Below are 26,013 nucleotides of genomic sequence, written 5' to 3' on the forward strand. Positions count from 1 at the left end.
AAAAAGGTTTGGCGAGACGGCAATTCCTGCGCGATGGCGGCGCAGGTCTGATGCTGCTCGCCGGCGGCGGCGCCGCTCTGCACAATGGGGCTGCGCTGGCGCAGGAAAGGAAAGCGAAATCCAGCGGGCCGACCGTGCTGGAAGACATGGGGGCCTGGATCGCCGCAACCCGGTACGAGGAATTGTCCCCGGCCACGGTCCGCAAGGTCAAGAATCTCCTGCTGGATACCTTCGGCTGCGCGATCGGCGCGGTTGATGGCCCGCCGGTCAAGGCCGCGCGCGGCGTGATCCGGATGCGCGGCGGCAACCCGCAGGCCACGGTGATCGGCACCGGCTGGAAAACCTCGTGCGATGAAGCCGCTTTCCTCAACGCGCTGCAGATCCGCTACCTCGATTTCAATGACTACACGGCCTTCGGCTACCCGCACCATCCCAGCATCAACCTCGCCTCGGCCCTGGCCGTGGCGGAAATGCGCCGTCTTTCCGGCAAGGACCTGATCCTCGGCCTGACGCTCGGCTACGACGTGCACATCCGCATCCGCGATGCCTCGGAACGGCGCGGGTTCGACATGCCTTCGATCGAGGCGCAATATGCCTCGGCGGCCTGCGCGGCGCGGCTGCTCGGGCTCGACGCCAGGGGCATCGCCAATGCCCTGGCCATTGCCGCCTCCAACGCCAACACCCTGTCCGAGGTCCGCGCCGGCGACGAACTGACCAATGCCAAGGGCGCGGCCGAGGCCATGGCCGTGCGCAGCGGCACTTTCGCCGCACTGCTCAGCCAGGCCGGGGTGCAATATCCGCTGACCATCATGGACGGCGAATTCAGCTATGACCGGCTGGTCAGCCGCGGGCTCAAGCAGGACCTGCTGCGCAAGCGCTCGGGCGAATTCCAGATCATGAAGAGCTGCATGAAGATGTGGCCGAGCATCGGCACCTCGCAGGCCCCGATCGCCGCCGCGCTGCAATTGCGCGAAAAGGGGGTGAGGGCGGCCGACATCGTCTCGGTCACGATGTACATGAGCGAATTCGGTTACGACCAGCAGCTCGGCTTCCTCGATCACGAGATCAACACCCGCGAACACGCCGATCACAGCGCGCCCTATTGCGTCACCCGCGCCTTCCTTGATGGCGACGTCAGGATCGAGGACTTCCACGATCCCCGCTTCCGCGAACCGGCGGCCAAGGAGTTCATGAAGCGGATCAAGGTCGTGGCCGATCCGGCGCTCACCACCAGCGGCGGCGATATCCTCGGCTGCAACATGGAGGTCACGCTCAAGGACGGCTCCGTGCGCCGCGCCGAGATGCCCTTCGCGCCCGGCTCGATCCAGAATCCGGCCACCGACAAGGAGATCGAGACCAAGTTCTTCGACCTTGCCGAGGGCGTGATCGGAAAATCGGGTGCCGAGCGGGCGCGCGACGCTATTCTCTCGATCGACAGCAAACCCACGCTTGACGGGCTCCTTGCCCTGCTCAAGCCGATCAAGCGGAGCGCCTGATGTTCGAGATGATTTCCCGCCGTGCCCTGATGGGCCAGTTCGGCGCTGCCGGCCTGCTCACCCTGAGCGGCTGCTCAGGCCAGCAGGGCAGCGCCAAGGGCGCGATCAACATCGCCACGGCGGCCGGTTCCTTCAACATGACCATCGCCGCGCTGATGAAGCAGCAGGGCTTCATGGAAAGCCTCGGCCTCCATCCCAATGCGATCGCCGTGTCCGACGGGGCCAAGATCCTCGCCAGCGTGGTCAGCGGATCGGTCGACATCGCGCCGCTCTCCGGCTTCAGCCAGATATTCCCTGCGATCGAACGCGGGGCCCAGGTCCGCATCCTGAGCGCCGCCACGCTGACCCCGATGCTCGCCCTGTTCAGCGGCAAGCCGGGTGTCCGCACGCTCAAGGACCTCGAGGGCAAGAACGTCGGCAGCGGTGCGATGGGCTCGCTGGTCCATCAGCTCACCGTCACCCTTCTGCGCAAGTACGGGATCGACGTCTCGACCATCCGCTTCATCAACCTGGGTTCCAACACCGATGTGTTCAAGGGCGTGATGGCCGGCACGGTCGATGCCGGGCTGGGGCCCGCATCCTATGTTCCCGATGCCGAGATCTACAAGGTCCACGCCCTCGAACATGGCGACATGTCGGTCGAACTGCCTGATTTCACTTATCAGGCCGGCTGGACCTCGACACACGCGATCGCCACCAAGCGCGACGAACTGGTCCGCACCCTTGCCGCCTATGCCACGCTGTTCCGGTTCCTCGGCCAGCCAGAGGCGAAGGAAGCCTTCCTCAAGGCCCGCCGCTCGGTCTTCCCCTCGGCGCCCGAGCGCGAGCACGAGAGCGAATGGGCTTTCCTCCAGAAGACGAAGCCCTTGGCCAAGGACCTGATCATCTCGCCGGAGCGGGTCGAGTACATGCAGAAGATCAACGTGGAGTTCAAAGCGCAGAAGGAAGTCCTGCCCTACGACCGCGTGGTCGATACCTCGATCGCCGAAGCCGCCCTGAAACTGCTCGACAAGACGTAACCCATTGAATTCGGCGGCGCCCGCCCCGCGCCGTCGCTGATTGCCGCAACTGCCACAGGTCAAATTGCCTCGCCGCCCCCGGCTTGGCAAGCCGCCCCCGCCTGCACGAAAGAACCGCCTTGATGACCGAAACCGCCACCCAGCTGCTCAAGCTTCGCACCAACCTCGCGGACTATCCCGTGACCATGGCGATGAAGGACGGGCGGATCACCTCGCCGCTGGTCGAACTCGACTATTGCGGGCCCAAGGTGGCCAACAACGCCTTCAAGGCGATGCTGCGCGATGGCCAGTATGACGCGGGCGAGCTGGCGATCATCACCTACCTTCAGGCCAAGGCCTGGGGCAAGCCGTGGACCCTGCTGCCGATCCCGATCTCGGGCCGCTTCCAGCAGCACTGCATCGCCTACGACAGCGAGCGCGGCCACCTCTCGCCCAAGGACATCGAGGGCAAGAAGGTCGGCGTGCGCACCTATGCCCAGACCACCGGTCTGTGGGTGCGCGGCGTGCTCCAGCACGAATACGGCGTCGACCTGAACAAGGTCACCTGGATGACGATCGAGGACGCCCACGTGGCCGAGTTCCAGGAGCCGGCCAATTGCCAGCGCCTCCCCGCCGGCTCGAAGCTGGTCGACATGCTCTACAGCGGCGAACTCGCCGCCGTGATGATGGGCGGAGACATGCCCAAGGACCCGCGCATCGCCACGCTGATCCCCGATGCCAAGGCCGCTGCGAAGGAATGGCACGCCCGCGAGAACGTGGTCCCGATCAACCACATGTTCGTCGTCCACGACGAGGTGGCGCGCGATCACCCCGACGCGGTGCGCGAGATCTTCCGCATGTTGGCGGAAAGCCGCGCCGCCGCCGAAACGCCTGAGATCTTCCCGCCGATCGGGCTCGAGGCCAACCGCAAGGCGCTCGAACTGGCGATCGAGTGGTCGTTCGAGCAGCGCCTGATCCCGCGCCGGCTGACCGTGGACGAACTGTTCACCGATCTCACCGCCAGCCTGACCGCTTGATCGCCTGACCGCCTGAACCCGGCCTCCCGCCCATCCGAGGATTTCCGATGGTATCGAAACTGATCGACATCCACCCCCACATCGTCTCCGACGACATGGTCCGCTATCCCGTCACCCCGATCGGCGGCAAGCGTTCTGACTGGTCGAAAGAACGCGCGGCGACGATGGAAGAACTCGTCGCGGCCATGGACGAAGCGGGGGTCGACAAGGCCGCGATCGTCCATTCCTCGACGACTTACGGCTTCAACAACGACTATGTCGCCGATTCCATCGTGGAATATCCGGGCCGCTTTACGGGGGTATTCTCGGTAAACGTCACTCAGCCCGACGCGCCGGAGCGGATGCGCTACTGGTATGGGCGCGGGATGACCGGGATGCGGATCTACGCCCGGGGCAGCACCATGGCGAAGGACTGGCTGTCGATCGCCGATCCCTCGACCATGCCGGCATGGGAATGCGCGGCCGAACTCGGCATTTCCGTGGCGACCAACGTCAACGCGCGCGACGAGAGCCTCGGCCATATCAAGACCATCCTCCAGCGCTTCCCCACCGTACCGCTGGTGATCGACCACCTCGGCCGGCCCGGCATCGCCGATGGCCCGCCCTATGCCGCCGCGGCCGACTATTTCGACCTTGCCGACTATCCCAACCTCTATCTCAAATATACCCGCTCCGGGCTCGACAGCATGATCAAGGGCGCGGCCACGCCGGAAAGCTTCATGGTGAAGCTGGTCAGCGTCTTCGGGGCCAACCGCATCGCGTGGGGATCGAACTACCTTTCGGCCCCGGGCACGCTCAGCGAGATCATCCAGTTGGCCCATGCGGCCTGCGCCGATCTGACCACTGTCGACCGCCGCTGGATCTTCGCCGGCACGGCGCAACGCCTCTATCCCGCGCTGGCCGACGAAGCCTCCGCCACCGCGGCTGCAAGAACCTGATTTTACAAAAATAAACACAAGCAAATGCCCTGAACAAAGGGAGAGGGAATATGACTGGACGTGCCAAATCAACGGCCTTTCTTCTGGCCACATCGTGCCTGATCGCCCTGCCATCGGCCGCCTTCGCGCAGCAGGCTCCGGCTCCTGCCGCCGACAAGGAGGTCAGTGACGACCAGGCCCGCGAGATCATCGTCACCGGTTCGCGCGTGGCCACCAACGGCAATTCGATGCCGACCCCGGTTACGGTGGTCACCGCGCAGGATCTCGTCGCCTCCAAGCCGACCACGCTGATCGACGCGCTCAACAACCTGCCGGTATTCTCCGGTTCGCGCGGCCAGCAGTCCAACCCGATCTCGGCGGGCATCGCCGGGGCGGGGAGCCCGGCCTCGAACCAGCTCAACCTGCGCAACCTCGGCGCGGCCCGCACCCTGGTCCTGTTCGACGGGCAGCGCGTCGCGCCGACCACCATCGCGGGTATCGTCGATGCCGACATCATCCCGCAGATGCTGATCCAGCGGGTCGAGGTCGTCACCGGCGGCACCTCGGCGGTCTATGGCTCGGATGCCGTGGCCGGCGTGGTCAACTTCATCCCCGACAAGAAGTTCAACGGGATCAAGCTCCAGGCCCAGGCCGGAGAGACCGAATATCACGACAACAAGAGCTGGAAGGCCGGCATCGCCGCCGGCACCGACCTGCTCGACGGCCGCGCCCATATCGAGGCCAGCTTCGAGCACTACGACAATCGCGGCGTGCTCGATCGCTGGTCGCGCCCGTGGAACAACAAATATGCCGTGGTCGGCACCGGGGCCCAGAGCAATCCCTATTACCTGCTGGCCGATATTCGCAACAACACCGGGTCCTTCGGTGGCCTGATTACGAACGGCGTGCTCAAGGACATGCAGTTCCGCAGCGACGGCCTTCTCAGTGCCTTCATCCACGGGGCTCCCACGGCCACATCGACCGCCGAGATCGGCGGCGATGGCTACTACCAGAGCGCCAACATGGTTGCCCCGCTCAAGTTCGACCAGCTCTATGTGCGCGGCGATCTCGACATCGGTGACGATACCCACGCCCACATTCAGTTCGCCCGCGACAAGAAGTACAATTCACTCAGGGTGAACTGGCCGGCCCTGACCGGGCTGACCATGAGTTCGACCAACGCCTTCCTGCCGCTGGCCTACCAGCAGCAGCTTGCCACGGCCAAGCAGACGACCTTCACCTTCGGCAAGATCCTGACCCAGGAGCCGCGCCTCCAGCCCGAGATCACGTCGGACCAGATCATCCTCAATGCCGGGCTCGACGGCAAGATCGGCAAGTTCCGCTGGGAGCTTTCGGGCAACTACGGCAAGACCACGCTGCACAACAACTTCCTGTATAACCAGAACAACGAGTATCTCGCCGCCGCGCTCGATGCCGTGGTCGATCCGGCCAGCGGCAAGATCGTCTGTTATTCGGCCCTGACCGGAAAGCGGCCGGACTGCGTCCCGCTCAATATCTTCGGGCCGACCTCGGCCAGCCAGGCCGCGCTCGACTACGTCTTCCGCACGACCCACTTCACCGCCCACACCTCGACCTCGGACATCAACGGCAGCGTCTCGGGCGAAGTGTTCAACACCTGGGCCGGGCCGGTCAGCGTCGCCCTGTCGGGCGAATGGCGCAGGACCAGCTACGATTCCACGACCGACGCCGATGCCACGGCCCAGCCCAACTGCGCCACGGACCTGCGGTACAACTGCCGCTCCACCACGCTCACCTGGGCCAATGCCTTCGGCACCCGCACCCCGGTCAGCGTCACGGTCAAGGAAGTGGCGGGCGAGTTCGAGATGCCGCTGCTCAAGGACGCGCCGCTTGCCCAGTCGCTCAGCCTCAACGGCGCGCTGCGCTACACCCATTACAGCACGGCCGGCTCCTACTGGACCTGGAAGGCCGGGCTTGACTGGCACCTCAACGACGAACTGCGCTTCCGCGGCACGATCTCGCGCGATATCCGGGCGCCCACGCTGAACGACCTGTTCGCCCCTGCGACGATCCAGACCTCCAACGCGCAGGACCAGCTCACCGGCGCCAATCCCAATGCGCCGTCCTACCGCGCGGGCAATCCCACCCTGAAGTCGGAAATCGGCCGGACCAAGACCTTCGGCATCGTCTACCAGCCCAACTGGCTGCCGCGTTTCAGCCTCGCGGTCGATGCCTTCATCATCGAGGTCCAGAACGCGATCGTCGAGATCAAGGGCGATGATTCCGTGGTCCAGCAGGCCTGCTACAACAGCGGCGGCACCAGCCCCTACTGCCAGTTGCAGACCCGGCCGAACGGCTTCACCGACAAGTCGGCGGCCAACATCGTCACCGGCTGGTTCCAGTACAACATCAACATCTCCAAGGTTCGCTCGTGGGGTGCCGATGTCGAGGCGAACTACCAGACCCGCCTGCTGGGCAAGCCGCTCTCGCTGCGCGCTTTCCTCACCTGGCAGCCGCACACGGTCTACAGCCAGCCCGGCCTGTCCGATGTCGACATGGGCGGCACGGCCTATGGGCCCACCCCGCTGATCGCCAGTCCCTCGGTGCGCGTCACGCTCAACCAGGGGATCGACCTCACCGACAACTTCCGGGTGGACCTGCAGGAACGCTACCGCAATCCGCTCAAGCTGAGCGGCGATTCCACGCTCTATGTCGCGTGCTGCAAGGTCGGCGCGGTCGCCTACGTCGATCTCAACCTGACCTACAAGGTGAAGGTCGGCGGGGCGAACGGAGAGGTGTTCTTCAACGTACAGAACCTGACCGACCGCGAGCCGCCGGCCTCAGCCCCTCCGGGCAGCACGACGCCGGGCGCGATGGGCGGCTGGGCGATCGGCGACGATCCGCTGGGCCGCTCGTTCAACCTCGGCTTCCGCCTCAAGCTCTGAGCCGCAAGCCCCCAGCTCCCCGTCCGGCCCTTTCGGCCGGGCGGGGAGCGTCCCTGTTGCATCGAGGATTGCCATGACCCGTCGCTCCGCCCGCCTTGCCCGCAGGTCTGCCGCCCTGCTGGCGCTCGCTTTCGCGGCGATCCCGGCACTCCATGCCCAGGAAGCGGGCGAGGGCGGCGGCGAAGGGCGAGCGGTGCGGGCAGGGCCGGTCGCGGGCGAAAACTTCCGCACTGAATATGTCCGCCTGCCCAGCCAGAGCGAGGCCCTGCTTTACGAGCCGACCAGCCCGAAATCGCCGGTCGCGCTGGTATTCAGCCACCCGGGACGCAACAATTTCAACGAACCGCTCGGCCGCCAGATGGCGCGGCGCGGCTACCGGGTGCTGATGGTCAACTACCGGGGCGACGCGGAATTCCGCGAAGCCGATCCCGAGGCCTACCTGCCTGGCCTGTCGCAGGCGATCACCTGGCTCAGGACCCTGCCGGGCGTCGGCAAGGTGGTCCTCGTCGGCCACAGCGGCGGCGGCCATCTCGTCTCGCTCTACGGCGGCGTTGCCGAGCAGGGGCCGGCGATCTGTTCCGGCCCCGAGAAGATCTACCCCTGCAAGACCCGCGGCCTCACAGGTCTTGCCCGGCTCGACGGCCTCGTCCTGCTCGATGCCACGCTCGGCGCCTTCCACCAGATGAGCGCGGTCGACCCGGCCATCGCCGAGGGCGCGCGCAAGGCGGCGCTCGACATGTTCGATCCCGCCAACGGCTATGACCCGGCGGCGAAGCGCGCCGCCTATTCCCCGGCCTTCACCAGCCGCTTCTATGCCGCGCAAGCCGGCGACAATGCCCGCATCGTCGATCACGCGCTCGCTCGCCTCCACGCGATCGAGCAGGGCAAGGCCGTCTATGTCGACGATGAGCCGCTGGTCATCCGCGGCATGGGCGTGCGCGCGTCCGGCGCGCGGCTCTACCAGCCGGACGTCGCCTTCGCCTCCCACACCCGCCAGCCCCATCTCCTCCTCCGCGCCGACGGCGCCGAGGGCACGGCAGTGATCCAGTCGGTCCGCGCGCCGGCGGGCAAGTCGGCGGGCGACGCGCTGCGCTCGCTCGACACCATGGCCCAGAACACCACCGTGCGCCGCTTCCTCGCCGCCTCGGCGATCCGCACCGGGCCGGACTACAGGATCACCGCCGACAATATCGTCGGGGTTGACTGGAAGTCGGCCTACAACTCAACCCCGGCCATGGCCGAGGGGATCACCGTGCCCTCGCTGGTGATGACGATGACCTGCCACTACCTGCTCATGCCGGGCGAGATCATCTTCGACCACCTTGCCGCCAGGGACAAAACCTATGTCGCGGTCGAAGGGGCGACCCACGGTTTCGCCCCCTGCAAACCCGAATACGGCGACACGACCAAGCGCACGTTCGACTATCTCGACCGCTGGCTCTCGCAGGGCCGCTTCTGATCGCTTGCAACCCCGGAGCAGTGCCGATGCGTGTGCTTTTCATTGCGGCAGCCATGGCGTTCGCTGTGCCCGCTTACGCCGCCGATCCGGCTCCCGGCCGGGCGCCGGGAATGCCGCTTGCCCTGGCGGTCGAAGCCGCCCGGACGTCCATCGCCGCCTGCCTTGCCCAAGGCGCGCGGGTCACCGTCGAAGTCAAGGATTCCGCCGGGGTAACGGTCGCCCTGCTATCCGAAGACGGCGCTGACGCGGCCTCGATCGCCACGGTCCGCTCGCGCAATCAGGCCGTGCTCAAGACCCGCACCCCAAGCGGCGGAGGCGATCCCGCCCTTTCTGCCGAGCCTCGCCTTGCGCAAGCCGGGCGAGGGGCCCTGCCGGTCCTCGCCGGCACGGCCTTCCTTGGCGCCTATGGCGTGGCGGGATCGGCCAGCGACGCGGCGGACGAGGCCTGTGCCCGCACCGGCCTCGCCCACGTCGCCGCGCGGATCCGCTAGGCGCGAACCCGTTCCGGATCGACGAACAGTTCGTCCACCGACATCCGCTTCGGGGTCAACTGCTGTTTGAAGGCGGTGTCCTCCAGCGCGCGGATCGTCGCCATGTTGGCTTCCATCCCGTAGGGCAGGGGGTCATGACCGACGATCTTGCGCAGTTTCAGATACTTCTTGTCCGAGGCCGCATCGGAAGTACCGGCGTCGAGCCGCGCCAGCCACTCGGACTTGGCCTGCGAGAAAGCATCGAACAGCGAGCGGGCGACCCAGGGATGCTCGGCCAGCACGGAATCCTTGACCACCACCGTGCCGTGCATCGGGTAGATCCCGGTGCGGCCATACCATTCGGCCTCCAGTTCGGCGGCATTGGGGAACAGGTCGGGATAGTCGGCCTCGACCGTCTTCCAGCCCTCGGTGGGTGAGCCTGCGCGGCCGATCCCGGCATTGGCGGCGAAGCCTGCCACGAGTTCGCCATCGGCCATCATGTCGGCAAGCGAACGGCCGGCCGGGGCGTGGATCACGTTGGGCGGCAGGATCATCTGCTGGACGTGTTCCTCGTCGTCCACAACCCAGGTAACCTTGGAGGAATCGAGGCCGAACTCATCGATCAGCACGCCGCGCGTCCAGGCCCCGGTCGTCACCGAATAGGCCCTTACGCCAACTTTCCTGCCTTCCAGATCCTTGGGGTGGACGATCCCCGCGCCCGGCCGGACCAGCAAGCCTGCATGGTGGAACCGGCGCACGATGAAGATGGGGAGGGCGGTGAACGGCGCGCCGTAAGCCTTGGCGATGATATAGGTCGTCGGCGCCAGTTCGCAGACATCGAACTCGACCTGGCGGACCATCCTGCGGAACGCGGCGATCTGCGGCTTGACGACGACGAATTCGGCATCGACCCCCTCGATCGAGATCGACCCGTCGAGCACGGCCATGGTGTGCGGTTGCTGGGAAACGGCAATCTTGAGCGGAACCTTGGCGGCCATCGGGGGCACTCCTTTCGGGGATCAGGGCGCGCGCCGTCCTCCCCCAGTCAGGGATCACCAGCGCGCGCGGCGGGAAACAGGTTCAGAAGCGGCCGGGCTTGCTCAACCAACCGGCGACATAGTCGAAGGTCCGCTTCGTGCTATCGCCGTATTGCGGCTTGCAGGCCGTGAACTCGTGCGTTGCCCCCTCGACCGCGGCATAGGTCTTGTCCTTGCTTGCCAGCCGGTCGAAAATCACCTCGCCCGGCACGACGAGGTAGTGGCAGCCCATGGTCAGGACCAGCGTGGGCACGGTGATCCCATAGGCATTGCCCGGCGCGGAATCGTAGCCCGATTTCCAGTCCACCCCGACGATATCGTCGGCGGTAATGGCATAGTCGGGCAGGAGCCGGATGCCGTCGTGGGCAAGAAACCCGCGCACCGTGGTATTGCTGGAACTGGTGCCAAGCTCGCGAACCTGCTTGGCCGCCTGAAACTGGGCCGGGCGAACGGTATGGATCACCGTCTGCACCTCGCTGCCGTCAGCCTTGACCAGCGTGTGCGGAGCCTTGGTGTGGGCAAGGAAGGTCAGGTCGGACTGGTAGAGCCGCGCCCCGCCGGCATCCTCGCCAAGGCCGGGAACGGTCAAGGGTTCGTCATTGGCATAAAGGCCCTTGCCGGCCTCGATCGCCTTGATCCGGGCCTGCGCCCGTGCCAGCAGCGCCGCATTGCGCGCGGCCTGGGCGGCATAATAGCGCTTGGCGAAGGCGGCCGAATAGCTGGCCTTCCCGGCCGAGGCGTCATAGCCGTTGGCCTTGGCGAACATGTCCAGCGCGGGAACGCGCGCATTCACGCCGCCCGCGCTGGCCGGGTCGATCGAACTGGCGCCGTGGAAATCGCCCAGCGGCGGATCGAGCAGGATCAGGCCATCGGGCTTGGCCAGATGTTCGAGCCCGCTCGCTTGGCAGGGATAGACCTTTTCCGGGCCGTTGCAGGCCGAAGGGCCATGTTCCGCCACGTTCTCGTAAAGCGTCATCTGGTGCGCGCCGCCGCTGTGCCCGGCGATCACAACCCGGGTCACGCCCGGCAGGCTGCGCATATAGGCAACTGCGGCCGACAGGACCGGCAATTGCTGGTCTACGCCGAGCGCGGGATCGATCCGCGCGTTCACATTGATTGTGCGGAACCCCCGCCGCGCCAGTTCGCGCCCAATCGGCGCGGTGAAGTTGTCCCCGCCCGGATGGGTGAAGACCACTGCGACCGGAGAGACCGCTGCGCCGGCAAGCGGCTGGAACACCATGCCTTCGCCGCGCCGGCCGAGGCGGACGTACCCGGCGGAATAGTCCTTGCCGTCGAGCGGGCCGACGCGGGCGCGCAGGCCGGCTTCGGTCGGCGCTTCCGCCTGCGCGACAAGAGCTGCCGGAAGCGCGATGAGCGCCAGGGCCGCAAGGGCTGGAACCGTCAATTTCATCACTACCTCTCCCCTCCGTCAGCGGAGATTGCTTCTTGTGAATTTCTCCTACAGGCGAAGTGCTCCAAACCGCGCTATTCAAAATAGCGTCGATGAAATAATTCTGGTCAATTCTCGCGGGCGGGTGCGGGACGGGCACGGGGCAATTCATCCTCTGATCGGCAGATAGCCGGGCAATTGCATTGCGATGGGCTCGCCCGGCGCTTCATTCGGCTCCTGCCGGCAGGCGCGCCTCATCGCGCGGCGAGGGGGCGGGCCGTCAGGATCACAATTCTCGATTTCTGCGACAAATCTCCGTTTAGAATATTTCGCCTCCAGTTCTAATGAGCAGCCCATCCGGATCGGCTGTATGCGAGGCTCGAGAACGGCATCCGGATCGCCGGACCGGGCGCGCCGCGCCGGTCCCGGTGCGGAATCGGCGGACAGGACCCCGAGAGGGCTGCCGCCGGCAAGCCGGGGGGAGAGACCATGATTATCGATTGCCACGGACACTTCACCACTGCGCCCAGGAGCCTTCATGCCTGGCGCAAGGCACAGCTTGACCATGCGGACAATCCGGCTCTGCAGCCGCGCGCCGCGGATCTTGCCATCAGCGACGACCAGATCCGCGAGGCGATCGAGCAGGGCCAGTTGCGCCTCCAGCAGGAGCGCGGCGGCGACCTGACGATCTTCTCGCCGATCGCCGGGCAGATGGGGCACCACCTTGGCAACCTGCAGACCAGCCTGGCCTGGACCGAGGTCTGCAACGACCTGATCCACCGCGTCGTCGGCCTCTATCCGGAGAATTTCGCCGCCGTCTGCCAGCTGCCGCAGTCACCCGGCGCGGACCCGGCGACCTCCATTCCCGAGCTGCGCCGCTGTGTGGAGGAGCTGGGCTTCGTCGGCTGCAACCTCAATCCCGATCCCTCGGGCGGGCACTGGACCGGCCTGCCGCTGACCGACCGCTCGTGGTATCCGCTCTACGAGGAAATGGTCCGGCTCGACGTGCCGGCGATGATCCACGTCAGTTCCTCGTGCAATCACAACTTCCAGAGCACCGGGGCGCACTACATCAACGGCGATACCACCGCCTTCATGCAGTTCCTCCAGTCCGACCTCTTCGTCGACTTTCCGACCCTGCGCTTCATCATCCCCCATGGCGGCGGCGCCGTGCCTTACCACTGGGGGCGCTATCGCGGGATGTCGCTGGAAATGAAGGAGCGTCCGCTCGAACGCCTGCTCGACAACGTGTTCTTCGACACCTGCGTCTATCACTTCCGCGGGGTCGAACTGCTCACCCGGGTCATCCCGGTCGACAACGTGCTGTTCGGGTCGGAAATGATCGGGGCCGTGCGCGGGCGCGACCCCGATACCGGCAACTATTTCGACGACACCAAGAAATATGTCGACGCCTGCGACGAGCTGGGCGAGGTTGACCGCTACAAGCTGTTCGAGGGCAATGCCCGGCGGGTCTATCCGCGCCTCGACGCGCAGTTGCGGGCGCGCGATGCGCAAGCGGCGGCTCCCTGCCTCGCCCAGGCCGGGGAATGAGCACGCTGCCGGTCATTTCGATGGCGCCGGAGCCGAAGCAATCACCGCTCCGGCCGGGCGGGCGCTAGGCTCCGCAGGCTTGTGGAAAGACCGGGCCGGGGCCGTTCGCGCGCGCCGGCCCGCACGATAACAAGACGAAACAACGATTAGGGACAAGGATGGCCGAGATGGGTGAAGCCCCTGTAAAACTATCCCTGAAAGGGGTCTGCAAGTCGTTCCGCCTGCGTGGCACCGGCGCAGATGGGCAGGAACAGTTCATCAACGTGCTCAGGAACGTCAATTTCGACGTCCGGCAGGGTGAGATCGTCTCGATCATCGGGGAAAGCGGCTGCGGCAAGACCACGCTCCTGCGCATCGTGCAGGGGCTGATCCGGCTCGATTCCGGCGCGATCGAGGTCGATGGCGTCCCGGTCAAGAAGCCGGGGCGCGACCGGGGCTTCGTGTTCCAGCAGGCCAGCCTCCTGCCGTGGCGCACGGCGCGCCAGAACATCGAGTTCGGCCTCGAATTGCAGAACCTGACCCGCGCCCAGCGCGCGCAGCGGGCGAACGAACTGCTCGCCCTCGTCGGCCTGTCCCATGCCGCCGACCAGCTGCCGCACCAGCTTTCGGGCGGGATGCAGCAGCGCATCGGTCTGGCCCGCGCCATGGCGATCAACCCGGAAATCCTGCTGATGGACGAGCCGTTCAGCGCGCTTGACGCGCAGACCCGCGAGGTGCTTCAGGCTGAACTGCTGCGCATCCAGGCCGAGACGCACAAGACCACCCTGTTCGTCACTCACGATCTCGACGAGGCGATCTACCTCAGCAACCGGGTGGTCGTGCTCGCGGCCAAGCCGGGGCGGGTGAAGAAGATCATCGACATTCCGTTCCGGCATCCCCGTCCCGAACTGCCCGAACTGCGCGGCGATCCACTGTTTCAGGATATTCGCGCCGAAATGTGGGAACTCATCCGCACCCCTGCGCCCGCGGTGGCCGCATGAACGCGCTCGGAGGAATCATGACCCAGCCCGCCATCCCGCTCGACCAGCCCCTGGACAACGAAGCGGAGGTAGAGATTCTCGGCCCGCCGCCGCGCGCGCGGAGCATCATCTGGATCGTGCGCCTTGCCTCGATCGCCCTCGTGCTCGGCTCGTGGGAATTCTTCGGGCGCCAGATCAACCCGCTGTTCATGTCCTACCCCAGCGCGATCTTCCGGGCTGCCGTGGTGCTCACCGCCAGCGGAGAGCTGATCGAGGCGCTCGGCAGCTCGATCCGCACCCTGGTGATCGGCTTCGTCAGCGCCTCGGCCATCGGCCTCGTGCTGGGCCTGCTGATCGGCCGCTACAAGCTGGTCGATGCGGCGACCGACTGGCTGGTCAACGCGCTCTATTCGACCCCGCTGGTGGCGATCCTGCCGCTGGTGATCCTGTGGTTCGGCCTGGGCGACATGGCCAAGCTGTTCATCGTCTCGCTGCTCACGGTTTTTCCGGTGCTGATCAACACGGCCGCCGGCGTGCGCAACGTGCCGCCCGCACTGATCGACGTCGGCACGGCCTTTGCGGCCAGCGAGCGGGAGATATTCCTCAAGATCATCCTGCCAGCCACGGTGCCCTACATGATGACCGGCCTGCGCCTAGGCATCGGCCGCGCGATCATCGGCATGGTCGTGGCCGAGTTCTTCACCGCGATCACCGGCCTCGGCGCGATGATCGTCAAGTACGGCAACCAGTACGACACGGCCTCGATGTTCGTGCCGATCCTGATGCTGATGCTGCTCGGCATCGGCCTGACCATGATGGTCCGCAGGGCAGAAGAATTCTTCGCCCCATGGCGCGGGAACGACGATTGAGCGGGGAGGCCGGGCCAGTTATGCGGCTTGGGGCGAGGGGCTTCGAGAGGGGGGCAGAGGCCCTGCTTTGCCCCGCCCCCGCCCCCGCCGCCTCCAGCTGAACGGGACAGGCCCTAGGCGCCGCCAAAGGCGGACTCGAGGCGACTGATGAAGTCGGCCTGCGCGGGCGTCGGCACCCAATCGTGCCGGCATGCCCAGCCGATCGTCACGACCACCCGCGGCGCGTCATGGGCTATCGCGCACAGGCTTTGGCTGCGGGCGGCCAGTTCCCGCTCGGTCATCATGGCGAGGTCATCGTTGCCCGCGAGGACGCGGGTCATCAGCGGGGCCGCCGCTGTAACGAGTCGGCATCGCGGCTGGGCCCTGCCGGCAAAGAGGATGTCGCTCGCCTTGCGGCGGTCGCTCCCGGCGGACCCGAGCAGCCAGGTCTGTCCGACCAGGTCGTGGAGCGGGACGCCGCGGCGCCCGGCCATCGGATGCTGCTTGCGGGCGACGACGACGAAGGAGGAGCGCTCGAGCACGCGCCAGGTCAGCTCCTTACGGTCCTGATCCGGGACATGCCCGACGATCAGGTCGACCTTGCCGAGGATCAGCCTGCCAACCAGATCGTCGAGATGTCCCTCGACGATGACGAGCTGGGCGTCGAAGCCGGCTTCGAGGTGCCCGAGCACCACCGCGTCGAGGCCCGCCGTGCCGGGATCGGGCATCACGCCGACCACCAGGGCAGGGCGGGAGCCGTCTGCAAGGCTGGAAAGGTCGCGGACGATCATGTCGATCTCGTCCGGCATGTTGCCCAGCCGGTCGGCCAGGATGATGCCCGCCCCGGTGAGCTCGGTCTGGCCCCCCGCACTCTCGAGCAGGCGTGAGCCCACTTGCGCCTCGAGCGTGCGCACGGCCCGCAATGCGGCCCGGCGCTCCGCGCCCATTGCGGCCACCACGTGTTCCAGTGTGCCAAGGCGGCGCAGGTCGGCCATGAGGGTCAGTTGGGCGCGCGTGATGTGCCAGCACGCTCGCCGCGGATTTTCGGCGCCAAGCTCCGCAAGTCCCTGCTCGAGCCGGGCCAGCGTGGCGGGAAGCCTTTGCCGCAGTGCCTCCCCAACGGCGGTGAGGACATTCTGCCGGCCGCGCCGCTCTATCAGGTCGAGCCCGCTGCGCTCCTGCAGTGCCGCGATCGACTGGGTGGCGGCCGGTTGCGAGAGGCCAAATTCAGCGGCGGCGCGCTTGAGCGTGCCGTGGCGGGCCACGGCGTCGAACAGCACGAGTTGCCTCACGCTCACCATCGACTGGTCTGCTTGCACCCCGTGGCTCGCCATCGTTCCTCATCAACGCTCGTCTGAGCCCGCGTTCCCTGCGCCAAAGTTCGCATGATTGCCACACAATATTGTCGTGTCCATGCGGGTTCTGGAGAGGGATAGAAAATTCATTATGAGGCATAATAGATAAATTAGATGGCAGAGGCATTGAGGGGCGCTTTCGGCCATATCAGTCCGCGTTCTGCGGGTGTGATGACGAAAGCGTAGGAAATATAGACATTTGTGGGCAGGTCGCCGTCGGCCAGGCTGACTGACGTCGTTCAACAAAATTATCAATAAGAGCGCATAACGAATTTCTGTTTGGCCCGCGGAGGGCTTAGGTCACACGCATCGCCACGTGGCAAACGGCTGCGGGCATTCAGGGGGAGAGACATCATGAAATTGAAGGCGATGCTGTGCGCGTCGGCAGCGCTGGTCGTTGTGGCCCATCCGGCCCACGCCCAAACCCAGCAACCCGCGGCCGATAGCAGTTCCGCGGAAATCATCGTTACCGGGTCGCGTGTCATCCAGAACGGCAACGACAGCCCGACCCCGCTGACAGTGGTCACCACGGAGAACCTGCTGGCCGCCCGTCCGGGCAATCTGGCCGAGGCAATCAACGACCTGCCGGTCTTTTCCGGCCCGCGCACCCAGGCGAGCAACACCGGCACCAGCGGCGCCGCCGGCGCCCCGGCAACCAGCGCCAACGCGGTCAACGTGATCAACCTGCGCAACATGGGCCTCGGCCGCACCCTCGTGCTGTTCGACGGCCACCGCATGCCGCCGAGCACGCCGGACGGTTTCGTCGACATCAACACGATCCCGCAGATGCTGCTCAAGCGGGTCGACGTGGTGACCGGCGGCGTCTCGGCCGTCTACGGTTCGGACGGCATTACCGGCGCGGTCAACTTCGTGACCGACACCGCGTTCAAGGGGATCAAGGCCAATGCCCAGATGGGCATCTCCACCTACGGCGATGCGCGCAGCTATGACCTCGGCCTGGCCGGCGGGACCGACTTTGCCGATGGGCGCGGCCACATCATGGGCAGCGTTCAATACCGCAACGACGATGGCATCGACAGCAAGTTCGCCCGCCCCTGGGGCAATGACGTGCGCACCCTGCAGGGCTCCGGCACGGCGGCCTCGCCCTATTTTCAGGTGATCGGCGCCCGGGCCAGCAACGCCACTTTCGGTGGCCGCATCAACGGCGGCGCGCTGAACGACATGCAGTTCCTGGGTGGCGCCTTCGTGGCCTTCAATCACGGCACCAAGACCGGGCAGGGCGGCACCATCCCCACCGGTCAGGCCTTCGAGATCGGCGGCGACGGCGGCTATTACAACGGCCAACTGCGCGCCGCGCTCGAGCTGAAGCAGGCCTATGCCCGGCTCGACTATGATTTGAGCGACGACTTCAAGGTCTATGTCTCGGCCGCCGGGACCGAGAACCACAGCGTCGGCATCGTCAATTACTACACCAATTTCAACATGGCGATCAGCCGTGACAACGCCTTCCTCAACCAGCTCTATCCCTCGGTCGTGACCGCGATGGGCTCGTCCAGCACCTTCAGCCTCGGCAAGATCTTCACCGAGTTTCCGCGCGGCACGCTGGAGGCGACCTCGCGCCAGTTGCTGACCGTGGCCGGGCTGCAGGGCAAGCTCGGGCCGAACTGGGACCTCGACCTCGCCTACGTCCGCGCCGGCGCGCGGTTCGACGTCAGCCAGAACGCGGCGATCAACCAGGGCCGGCTGTGGGCCGCGCTCGATTCCGTGCTGGTGGGCGGACAGGCGGTCTGCCGCGCGGCGGCGACCAACCCGGTCTATGCCGGCTGCGTTCCGCTCAATCCGTTCGGGGTGGGCAGTGCCAGCCAGGCGGCGATCAACTACATCGTCCAGAAGGCCAGCTGGCGCACCAACCTGCATTCGGATGACGTGACGGGATCGATCGCCGGTTCGCCGTTCTCGACCTGGGCCGGGCCCGTCCGCCTTGCCTTCACCGGCGAATGGCGGCGCAACTCGGTCGAGGTGATCTCGGGCGCGCTCGCGGCCGATCCCAGCAATTCGGCAACGCTGACCAACTGCACGGGGGTCCTTCCCGGCGTCAGTTCAGGCAACGGCGGGTGCAACCCGAATGCCGGCATCTATTCCAACGCCGCGGTCAACAACCTGCCCAAGTCGGCGATCGAGGTGACGGAGCTGGCGGTCGAAGGCCAGGTTCCGCTGCTCAAGGACGCGCCGTTCTTCAAGACGCTCGACCTCAACCTTGCCTACCGTCACGCGCACTACAACCTGTCGGGCAACGCCAATACGTGGAAGGTTGGCCTGACCTGGGAACCGGCTGACTGGCTGACCCTGCGCGCCACCCGTTCGCGCGACTTCCGAGCGCCGAACATCGACGAACTGTTCCGCCCGAACACCCTGACCCTGACCAACTTTACCGACCGGATCAGCGGCGCCGACGTGGGTATCTTCAACACCCCGACCTACAACGGCGGCAATCCCAATCTGAAGCCGGAAATCGCCAACACGCTGACGTTGGGGGCGGTGTTCAAGCCGCCGCGCAACTTCAGCTTCTCGGTCGACTATTTCGACATCAAGGTCGATAACTTCATCTTCCTCGTCCAGGGCAATTCCACCGCCGAGCAGGACATCTGCTACGCCAGCAAGGGAACCTCGCCGCTGTGCAGCCTGATCGTGCGCGGCCTCGGCATCTATGATCCGAGCAACCCACAGGCGACCAGCACGGCCAATGCGGTCACGGCATGGTACCAGCGTCCGATCAACGTCGCCAAGCAGACCACCTACGGCTTCGACTTCGAGGCCAACTGGCAGCCGCAGCTGTTCGGCAACCCGGCTTCGGTGCGCCTGCTCGCCACTTATCAGCCGCACATCCGCTTCATGCGGACCGGCGATCCGGTGGTGCAGGACTATGGCGGGGTGGCCTTCGGCACCAACGGGATCCAGGCCACGCCGAAGTGGCGGGTGACCGGGTTCTTCACCTTCAAGCCGTCTGACCAGATCACCGTAAACCTGATGCAGCGGTGGCGCTCGTCGCTGAAGTTCCACTCCAGCCCGCTGGTCGTGGTCTCCTCGCCCAACATCCGCTCGGTCGGCTACACCAATGTCGGCGTGTCGTTCGCGCCGAAGATGGCGAACGGGCGGAGCGAGGTCTATTTCAACGTCGCCAACCTGTTCAACACCGCGCCGCCGCAGGCCGGCTTCTGGGGCAACGCCAATCCGGGCCAGTTCGGTGAGTTCGCGCTCGGTGACGACGTGATCGGCCGCTACTTCACGGCCGGCGTCCGCTTCAAGTTCTGACCCTCCCTGTCCCGCGCGGCCCGCCCGGCCGCGCGGGGCCTGTTTCTTCATGGTCCGGCCTTGGGCTGAGGCTAACGAAAGGTTCGCGCAGGATGCGTCGTCACTTCACCGCCCCGGTCAGCCTCATCATGCTGTCGCTCGTCCCGGCGCTCGCCGCGGCGCAGTCCCCGCCGCCTGCGGCCACCGCGCCGCGCGCGGCCGATCCCGTCATAGCCGCCAACCTGATCACCCGGGATGAGGCGCTAGGGCTGGTGCGGGATTCCGTCATGGCCTGTGACAAGCGCGGCGAACGCGCGGCCGCCGTGGTCACCGACGTCAATGGCGTGATGCGCGCCGCAGTTTCGACCGAAGGGGGCAACACGATCGGGCTCACCTCCACCGCGCGCAAGACGGCGGCCGTGCTGCGGTTCCGCATGTCTACCCGCGCCTTGCGTGAAAAGGCTGCGGCCGACGCAGCCTTCGCGGCGGAGTTCGGCAAGGATGAGCGCTATTATTTCTCGCCCGGCGGCTTGCCCCTGTTCCGCGGCGGCCAGTTCGTGGCCGTGCTCGCAGTCGGCGGAGGGCACGCGATCGACGAGGAATGCGCGCTCGATGCCTTGAGCCGGACCCAGTGGAAAACCGCGGCGAATTGAAGGCTGGCCCGACCGTGCGCCTGATCAGGACCATCGCCATGGCCGCCAGCGCCATCGGGCTTGCCGCTTCGGGCGGAGCCTTCGCAAAGCCGGTGGCGTCGTCCCCGCCTGCTTCGGCGCTGTTCAGCGCGGCCGCCACCCGGATCGACATCACTCCGGCGGACCTGACCAACCTCAACCCGTTCGGGGGCGGCTCGTTCGTGGCGGTCCACGATCCGATCCACGCCCGCCTGCTGTTGCTCGCCGATGGCGCCACCCGGGCGCTGGTCGTTACCTTCGACGTGCCCGAAGTGGGCGACATGACGCCCTTCCGGCGCCGGATCGAGCAGGAGACCGGGATACCTTTCGACCACATCCTGCTCGCCGCAACGCACAACCACAGCGCGCCGCGCATCGGCGGCATTTCGCCCGGCACCCACGCGCAGCGGCCGGTGGCGGAATCCTTCGCCTACAGCGAGACGGTCTATGCCAAGGTCCTCGCGGCGATAAAGACCACGCAGGCTGCGCTGCGACCGGCGCGGCTCGGCTATGCCCGCGGCCATCTGGACATCAACGTCAACCGCGATGTCTATACCCCCGGCAAGGGCTGGGGGCTCGGCACCGACCCTGACGGCATTTCGGACGACGGCCTGCCGGTGATCCGCATCGACGGGGCCGACGGCAAGCCGATCGCTATCCTCTTTGCCTACGGCGTCCATTCCACGGTCACCTTCGGCCTCAAGTACCTGACCGACGACCTGGCCGGCGCGGCGGAACGCCATATCGAGACTTACGGAGATGACGGCGTCGTCGCCATGTTCCTGATGGGCGCGGCGGGCGAGCAGGTGCCGATTGTTTCGCTGGGCCAGCCTCGGCCGGAAAGCGCGGCTTTCCGCGAGCGCGCGTTCAAGGCGATGGAAGCGCAGGGCTTCCTGCTCGGCGCCGAGGTCCTCCGCCTGGCCCAAGGCATCAACCCGGCCGACGCCGCCGTGCGCATCCGCGCAGCCACCCGCGAGACGGCTTGCCCGACCAAGGTTACAGCCGGCCAGATGGCCACGATTTCAGCCGACGCCTCACCCGAGGTGACGGTGAAGCTCAGCGCCCTGTTGCTGGGCGACATTGCGATCGGCGGGGTCGGCGGCGAGGTCGTCACCCCGATCTATCGCCGCCTGATGCGCGAGACGCCGTTGATGCGGACCGTGTTCGCCACCAACGTCAACGACCGGATCGGCTATATCGTCGACGACGCGGCCTATGATAGGCCGACCTTCGAGGTAAACGGTTCCCCGGTGGCGCGCGGCTGCGCCGAAAATGCCATCGTCGATGGCCTCACGACCCTTTTTCGCCAACTGGATCGCTAATTCATGACCAAACGTCTCCTGCTTGCCCTCATGCCTCTTTCCGCGGCGGTCGCCGCTCCGGCAGGTGCCGATCTCACCGCGGGCATGGGCCGCGCGGAAATCGGCCTGACCGCCGACATGCTGCCGATCGACGGCTTCACCGCGATCCACGACGGTCTCATGGTGCGGGTGCTGCTGTTCGACGATGGCAAGACCCGCTTCGCCATCACGGTGCTGGACCAGACGGCAATCGCCGCAGACCTGCTCGCCGCGACGCGCGAGACGGTAGCCCGGCTCACGAAGACCCCTGCTGCCAATGTCTGGGTCGTGGCCGCGGCCAACTTTGCCGCCCCGCACATCTTCATGAACCGGCCCGAGCCGGGGCTCGAGCGGTATCGCGCCGCGATGGACGCTGCGATCGCGTCCGCCGCCAGCCGGGCGAGCGCAAGCCTGGCCCCGGCGCGGATCGCCTGGGGTGAGGGGCAGAGCACGGTCAACGTGAACCGCAATGTCGAAATGGCGGACGGCTGGTGGCTCGGCAGCAACGACCACGGGGTGATCGACCGCAGGCTCGGTGTGCTCCGGCTCGATCGCAGCGATGGCCGGCCCATCGGCATCCTCGCCAATTACCCGGTCCAGTCTTCGGTCATGGACCAGACGGGCGGAACGGGCGGCGGCAAGGGCGTCACCGGGGATCTGGGCGGCAATGCCGCGCGCCGGGCGGAAGCGCTGCTGGGCGGCGATGCGGTCGCCATGTTCGTGACCGGCGCTTCGGGCGATCAGGGGCCGGCCTATACTGCCGTGCGCAATGTCTACGACAGTCAGGGCCACATGACCCGCGTCGACATCGGGGACAAGGGCTTCGTCCTGGCCGAAATGCAGGGCGAACGGCTGGGGGCCGAGGCCGTTCGCGCCGCGCGCGCCGCCGCGCCGGCGGCACCGGCAACACTGTCGCTCGCCTCGGGCACGGTGTCCCTGCCGGCCAAGCGCCGCCCGCCCACGCTGGCCGAAATCAAGCCGACCCGCAGTTATGAATTCACCGTGACCGGCAAGGCCGATGCCCCGTACTTCATCGCCCGGATCGGAGACGGCGTGATGGTCGGCACCCAGGTCCAGCTCGACGCGGCGACCGGGATGGAAATCCGTCGCCGTTCCCCGTTCCGGCACACGCTGGTGCTCAACATGGTCAACGGCGGGGCCAAGTATCTTGCCTCGGCGGCGGGCTACAAGGCGATCACCTATCAGGCGATGAATTCCGGCTACGCCCCCGGCGGCGCCGAAGCGCTCAGTGCGGCCATCCTCGGGGAACTCGCCGCAATGAAGAAGTCGGCCGGGGCCGGGACGAAGTGACCATGACACAGCGCCCGCCTCGCAACGGGAGGGCCTCCGTGCCCAAGGTGTCGAGAAGGAAGTTCGTCAAGGCGGGGGCCATCGTCGCTGGCACGGCCTGCGCGGGAGCCCCGATCTTTCAGGAGGCACTCGCCCAGCAGCGAAACGGATTCATGGCCGCATCGGCCGGCCAACCCGATGGCGATGGCAAGCCGATGGCCCCCGGCCTGCAGCGCGTCCATGCCCTGTGCGAAGTCACTGGTGGCGGAGAGAAGGTTTACGGCATCGCGGCCGAGTATGACGCGGACATCGATCCGGCCAGCCTCGCGCTCGATACCTACGCCGCCGGCGTCGTGCCCGCGGCCAAGGGCTATTTCCCGGGCATGCCCGAGGCGGCCGACAAGAACGCCACGAGCGCGGCCCCCGTGCCGCGCCCGGTGTCCGCGATCTACACCAGCGCCCAGGCAGGGCTGCGGGCGGACGGGAAAAGCATTCCCGGCCGGTTCGTGATCGCCGAATTCGGCCATGATCCGGATCTCAGCATCCCGACGACCGACAGCGACAGGGTGATCCTGTCGCAAAACAAGAGCGTCCGCACGAAGGGAGGCGCCACTTACGCCGCCAGCGACAAGGCATGGAGCAACGCCGGCCCGCGCGGCAACAGCGTGATCATCCGGGGCGTCGATGCGTGGGAGCAGAACCACTGGTGGTGGGACGATAGCCGCTCGGCCTGGCTGGAATACAGCATCTACCTGCCCAAGTCCTTCCTCAAGCCGGGCGGCGAGAACAAGGCCTATCCCCTCGTTCTGGCGATCACCCACTCGGGCACGAGCTACGACGGCACCTGCGCCCAGACCCTGACCGAACAGTGCATCGCCTCGATCTGGAGCCTGCCGGAGGAGCAGGACCGGCACGAATGCGTGGTGATCACCCCGCGCTATGAGCGGACGACCCTGAACGACTACTGGGAACACACGGCCGACGTCGAAAACACCTACCGGCTGGTCGAGACGCTCCTGACCAACACCTGGAACTTCGGCAATCCGAACCTCGAGGATCGGCGCGACAAGGTCCTGAAGATCGATCCCGCGCGGGTCTATTGCACCGGCTGGTCGATGGGCGCGATGACCTCGCTCTGGCTGATGGCGAAGCATCCGAAGACCTTTGCCGCCGGGTTGATCATCGCCGGCCAGCAGCGCCCCGGCGATGTCGTCACCCTGGCTGACCAGAACCTGCTGATCATCACCGGCAGCCGCGATAGCAAGGCCACGCCGTGGAACGAACGCTGCGTGCCGGTGTGGGAACAGGCGGGCGCGAAGGTGACCCGTCCGGCCGAGCGGCTGGACCCGGCGCTGATCTTTCCGGTCGATGATCAGCGCAAGCTGGGCGCTCAGGTTGACGGCTATCTGGCGAAGGGCGGCAACATCACCTTCCTCACCTTCGAGGGCGTCGATCACATGGCTTCGGCGCGCAAGTTCTTCCACATCCGCGCGGCCCGGGACTGGCTCTTCCGACAGGCAAAACGATAGGCGCGGGAGGTCGCTGGGCCTTCACGGTGAACCTCGCCCTGGCCTTGTTCCGGAACACCGCCTCCCTGTCGTTCCTCGGGCTGGCCAGCGCCAACAACCTCGCGCTGACCAAGGCGACCCTGATCCCGCGGCCGCAATGGTCGGCCAAGGTGATGGAAGCGGCGGCGGGCTGATCGCCCACGCCTCGATCCGCTGGCTCAGGCCGCGTGGCGTTCGCGCGCCGGGCCGGTCTGACCTGCGTCAAGATGCTCGCGCAGCAGTTGCACCAGTTTCTGATGGAGCTGAGATGGCTGGCGATCGGCCCGGCACACCACGTCGATGCCCAGCCCGGCATCGATGGGCGGAAAGGCCAGCTTGCCCAGCGCGAGCCCGCCGCACCGGCTCTCGTGCTCGGTCATCAGTGCGAGGCGATCGCTGCCCGCGACGAAGTGGCCGACGACAGCCCCTTCCGAGGCGGCAAAGACGACGCGGGGCGAGGGCGCCTCTGCGAACAGGGTGGTGCGCACCTGCTCCCGCGCGGAGCCGGTGGCTCCCCCGACCCAATCGAAGCGCGCCAGATCCTCGACCAGAATGTCCGTCGAGCGGTTGAGTGGGTGTCCCGGCCGGGCGAAGACGAAATAGGGCGTGGCGACGAGGCGGATCTTGGCCAGGTCGCCGCCAACCTCGCCCACATCGCCGACCACGAGGTCGACTTCGCCCGCCCGCAGCCTGGTCACCAGTTCTGCCGGGCTTTCGCGCAGCACGGTGACCCGTGCGTCCTGGTATTCGTCGGCCAGTTCGATCAGGACGCGGGCCAGCAGGCGATTGCCGAATGCCTGGGCCGCGCCGACCACCAGCCTGTTCGCATCATCGTCAGTCGCGCGGCGCACCTCGCGCACGGCAAGCTTGATTTCGCACGCCAGCATGGCAAGCGCCCGGGCGCAGGGCTGCGCGAGGGCGGTGAGCCGGACGCCGGCCGGCGTGCGTTCCAGCAATTTGCCAAGATGAGCCTCGATTGCATGGGCCGTGCGGCGTGCGGCGTTTTCGGTCGAACCGAGGGCCTGCGCGGTCCGGTCCAGCGCTTCCGTTTCCAGCAAGGTTGTCAGCAGGCGCAGATGGACGGGCGTGAGATTGTGCAGCGCCTTCCCGGCATCCGTCACCCCGAGGCGGGCGATCGCTTCGGCGGCATCTTCGAGCGGAGCGGCCGTCCTGGCCAGGAACAGTTCTCCGGCCGGGGTAAGGGCCGAACCCGTCGTGCCGCGCGTCAGCAAGCGAACACCGACCCGCCGCTGGAGCAGGGCCAGTGCCTGGGTGGCGCCGGGCTGGGAAAGGTTGCACGTCGCGGCAGCGCGCTGAATGCTGCCAAGGCGCGCCACCGCGGCCAGCAGCGCGACCTGCCGGATGCTGGGTGATCCGTCCGCCAGCTCGATGGGGCGCAGGTCTGTCGTCGATGGTTGCCGCACGGCGATCCGCTTCGTGAGAAACTGGTCTTTCTCCGATAAGGCAAGCCG

The 26,013-nt window shown here is 66.6% G+C and carries 20 protein-coding genes; 16 read left to right on the top strand and 4 right to left on the bottom strand.

Annotated features, from left to right (window positions below):
* Positions 1 to 8 precede the first annotated feature (8 nt).
* The 7 genes from H7F51_RS07600 to H7F51_RS07630 all read left to right on the top strand — a co-directional run bounded on the left by H7F51_RS07600 (position 9) and on the right by H7F51_RS07630 (position 9,322).
* The gene (locus H7F51_RS07600; RefSeq protein ID WP_185663646.1) at positions 9 to 1,496 is read left to right on the top strand and encodes an MmgE/PrpD family protein; all 1,488 of its coding nucleotides are present in this window, start codon (positions 9 to 11) and stop codon (positions 1,494 to 1,496) included.
* The gene (locus tag H7F51_RS07605) at positions 1,496 to 2,515 is read left to right on the top strand and encodes an ABC transporter substrate-binding protein (RefSeq protein WP_185663647.1); all 1,020 of its coding nucleotides are present in this window, start codon (positions 1,496 to 1,498) and stop codon (positions 2,513 to 2,515) included. Before H7F51_RS07600 ends, H7F51_RS07605 begins: the two co-directional genes overlap by 1 nt.
* A gap of 122 nt (positions 2,516 to 2,637) precedes the next feature.
* Entirely contained in the window at positions 2,638 to 3,531 is an 894-nt protein-coding gene (locus H7F51_RS07610; RefSeq protein ID WP_185663648.1) for a substrate-binding domain-containing protein, read from the top strand.
* Positions 3,532 to 3,578: 47 nt separating this feature from the next.
* A complete protein-coding gene (locus H7F51_RS07615; RefSeq protein WP_185663649.1) occupies positions 3,579 to 4,469 on the top strand; it encodes an amidohydrolase family protein in 891 nt (296 codons plus the stop codon).
* 50 nt (positions 4,470 to 4,519) lie between these two features.
* A complete protein-coding gene (locus H7F51_RS07620; RefSeq protein ID WP_185663650.1) occupies positions 4,520 to 7,372 on the top strand; it encodes a TonB-dependent receptor domain-containing protein in 2,853 nt (950 codons plus the stop codon).
* A gap of 73 nt (positions 7,373 to 7,445) precedes the next feature.
* Entirely contained in the window at positions 7,446 to 8,831 is a 1,386-nt protein-coding gene (locus H7F51_RS07625; protein ID WP_185663651.1) for an alpha/beta hydrolase, read from the top strand.
* A gap of 26 nt (positions 8,832 to 8,857) precedes the next feature.
* On the top strand, positions 8,858 to 9,322 hold the full coding sequence (locus tag H7F51_RS07630; protein ID WP_185663652.1) for a heme-binding protein: 465 nt from the start codon (positions 8,858 to 8,860) through the stop codon (positions 9,320 to 9,322).
* On the opposite strand, the gene H7F51_RS07635 is transcribed toward H7F51_RS07630, so the two are convergent.
* Positions 9,319 to 10,299: an ABC transporter substrate-binding protein gene (locus H7F51_RS07635; RefSeq protein WP_185663653.1), complete on the bottom strand. Its 981-nt coding sequence runs from the start codon at positions 10,297 to 10,299 to the stop codon at positions 9,319 to 9,321. The two genes, H7F51_RS07630 and H7F51_RS07635, sit on opposite strands and share 4 nt — an antisense overlap.
* A gap of 82 nt (positions 10,300 to 10,381) precedes the next feature.
* The gene (locus tag H7F51_RS07640) at positions 10,382 to 11,749 is read right to left on the bottom strand and encodes an alpha/beta hydrolase family protein (protein WP_185663654.1); all 1,368 of its coding nucleotides are present in this window, start codon (positions 11,747 to 11,749) and stop codon (positions 10,382 to 10,384) included.
* A gap of 468 nt (positions 11,750 to 12,217) precedes the next feature.
* Here H7F51_RS07640 and H7F51_RS07645 point away from each other — a divergent pair, with 468 nt between their 5' ends.
* From H7F51_RS07645 to H7F51_RS07655, 3 genes are all read left to right on the top strand, one after another.
* Entirely contained in the window at positions 12,218 to 13,279 is a 1,062-nt protein-coding gene (locus H7F51_RS07645; protein ID WP_185663655.1) for an amidohydrolase family protein, read from the top strand.
* A 167-nt stretch (positions 13,280 to 13,446) separates the two neighbouring features.
* On the top strand, positions 13,447 to 14,259 hold the full coding sequence (locus H7F51_RS07650) for an ABC transporter ATP-binding protein (protein WP_221774054.1): 813 nt from the start codon (positions 13,447 to 13,449) through the stop codon (positions 14,257 to 14,259).
* Positions 14,260 to 14,276: 17 nt separating this feature from the next.
* Positions 14,277 to 15,107 (top strand): ABC transporter permease, encoded by an 831-nt coding sequence (locus H7F51_RS07655; RefSeq protein ID WP_185663657.1) that lies wholly within the window; start codon positions 14,277 to 14,279, stop codon positions 15,105 to 15,107.
* A 113-nt stretch (positions 15,108 to 15,220) separates the two neighbouring features.
* On the opposite strand, the gene H7F51_RS07660 is transcribed toward H7F51_RS07655, so the two are convergent.
* Positions 15,221 to 16,384 carry a LysR family transcriptional regulator gene (locus H7F51_RS07660; protein WP_185663658.1) on the bottom strand — a complete coding sequence of 388 codons (1,164 nt, stop codon included), beginning with the start codon at positions 16,382 to 16,384 and terminating at the stop codon, positions 15,221 to 15,223.
* Between the two features lie 411 nt (positions 16,385 to 16,795).
* Here H7F51_RS07660 and H7F51_RS07665 point away from each other — a divergent pair, with 411 nt between their 5' ends.
* The 6 genes from H7F51_RS07665 to H7F51_RS07690 all read left to right on the top strand — a co-directional run bounded on the left by H7F51_RS07665 (position 16,796) and on the right by H7F51_RS07690 (position 24,696).
* Positions 16,796 to 19,714, top strand: a complete 2,919-nt coding sequence (locus H7F51_RS07665) for a TonB-dependent receptor domain-containing protein (RefSeq protein WP_185663659.1) — start codon at positions 16,796 to 16,798, stop codon at positions 19,712 to 19,714.
* Between the two features lie 92 nt (positions 19,715 to 19,806).
* Complete coding sequence (locus H7F51_RS07670) at positions 19,807 to 20,346, top strand: heme-binding protein (protein WP_185663660.1); 540 nt, start codon at positions 19,807 to 19,809, stop codon at positions 20,344 to 20,346.
* A gap of 14 nt (positions 20,347 to 20,360) precedes the next feature.
* Positions 20,361 to 21,686, top strand: coding sequence for a hypothetical protein (locus H7F51_RS07675; RefSeq protein ID WP_185663661.1), 1,326 nt, complete (start codon positions 20,361 to 20,363; stop codon positions 21,684 to 21,686).
* Between the two features lie 3 nt (positions 21,687 to 21,689).
* Positions 21,690 to 23,015, top strand: a complete 1,326-nt coding sequence (locus H7F51_RS07680; protein WP_185663662.1) for a hypothetical protein — start codon at positions 21,690 to 21,692, stop codon at positions 23,013 to 23,015.
* A 38-nt stretch (positions 23,016 to 23,053) separates the two neighbouring features.
* On the top strand, positions 23,054 to 24,523 hold the full coding sequence (locus H7F51_RS07685; protein WP_185663663.1) for a prolyl oligopeptidase family serine peptidase: 1,470 nt from the start codon (positions 23,054 to 23,056) through the stop codon (positions 24,521 to 24,523).
* Between the two features lie 26 nt (positions 24,524 to 24,549).
* A complete protein-coding gene (locus H7F51_RS07690; RefSeq protein WP_185663664.1) occupies positions 24,550 to 24,696 on the top strand; it encodes a hypothetical protein in 147 nt (48 codons plus the stop codon).
* A gap of 24 nt (positions 24,697 to 24,720) precedes the next feature.
* Here the strand turns inward: H7F51_RS07690 and H7F51_RS07695 are convergent, their stop codons facing one another.
* Positions 24,721 to 25,965, bottom strand: coding sequence for a LysR substrate-binding domain-containing protein (locus tag H7F51_RS07695; RefSeq protein WP_185663665.1), 1,245 nt, complete (start codon positions 25,963 to 25,965; stop codon positions 24,721 to 24,723).
* Positions 25,966 to 26,013 lie beyond the last annotated feature (48 nt).

Source organism: Novosphingobium flavum, from assembly GCF_014230315.1.
Taxonomy (GTDB): domain Bacteria; phylum Pseudomonadota; class Alphaproteobacteria; order Sphingomonadales; family Sphingomonadaceae; genus Novosphingobium; species Novosphingobium flavum.

Bases quoted from the DNA above. Each gene is read 5' to 3' on its own strand.
- H7F51_RS07605 (WP_185663647.1), top strand. From the start codon at position 1,496: ATGTTCGAGATGATTTCCCGCCGTGCCCTGATGGGCCAGTTCGGCGCT.
- H7F51_RS07610 (WP_185663648.1), top strand. From the start codon at position 2,638: ATGACCGAAACCGCCACCCAGCTGCTCAAGCTTCGCACCAACCTCGCG.
- H7F51_RS07615 (WP_185663649.1), top strand. From the start codon at position 3,579: ATGGTATCGAAACTGATCGACATCCACCCCCACATCGTCTCCGACGAC.
- H7F51_RS07620 (WP_185663650.1), top strand. From the start codon at position 4,520: ATGACTGGACGTGCCAAATCAACGGCCTTTCTTCTGGCCACATCGTGC.
- H7F51_RS07625 (WP_185663651.1), top strand. From the start codon at position 7,446: ATGACCCGTCGCTCCGCCCGCCTTGCCCGCAGGTCTGCCGCCCTGCTG.
- H7F51_RS07630 (WP_185663652.1), top strand. From the start codon at position 8,858: ATGCGTGTGCTTTTCATTGCGGCAGCCATGGCGTTCGCTGTGCCCGCT.
- H7F51_RS07635 (WP_185663653.1), bottom strand. From the start codon at position 10,299: ATGGCCGCCAAGGTTCCGCTCAAGATTGCCGTTTCCCAGCAACCGCAC.
- H7F51_RS07640 (WP_185663654.1), bottom strand. From the start codon at position 11,749: ATGAAATTGACGGTTCCAGCCCTTGCGGCCCTGGCGCTCATCGCGCTT.
- H7F51_RS07645 (WP_185663655.1), top strand. From the start codon at position 12,218: ATGATTATCGATTGCCACGGACACTTCACCACTGCGCCCAGGAGCCTT.
- H7F51_RS07650 (WP_221774054.1), top strand. From the start codon at position 13,447: ATGGGTGAAGCCCCTGTAAAACTATCCCTGAAAGGGGTCTGCAAGTCG.
- H7F51_RS07655 (WP_185663657.1), top strand. From the start codon at position 14,277: ATGACCCAGCCCGCCATCCCGCTCGACCAGCCCCTGGACAACGAAGCG.
- H7F51_RS07665 (WP_185663659.1), top strand. From the start codon at position 16,796: ATGAAATTGAAGGCGATGCTGTGCGCGTCGGCAGCGCTGGTCGTTGTG.
- H7F51_RS07670 (WP_185663660.1), top strand. From the start codon at position 19,807: ATGCGTCGTCACTTCACCGCCCCGGTCAGCCTCATCATGCTGTCGCTC.
- H7F51_RS07680 (WP_185663662.1), top strand. From the start codon at position 21,690: ATGACCAAACGTCTCCTGCTTGCCCTCATGCCTCTTTCCGCGGCGGTC.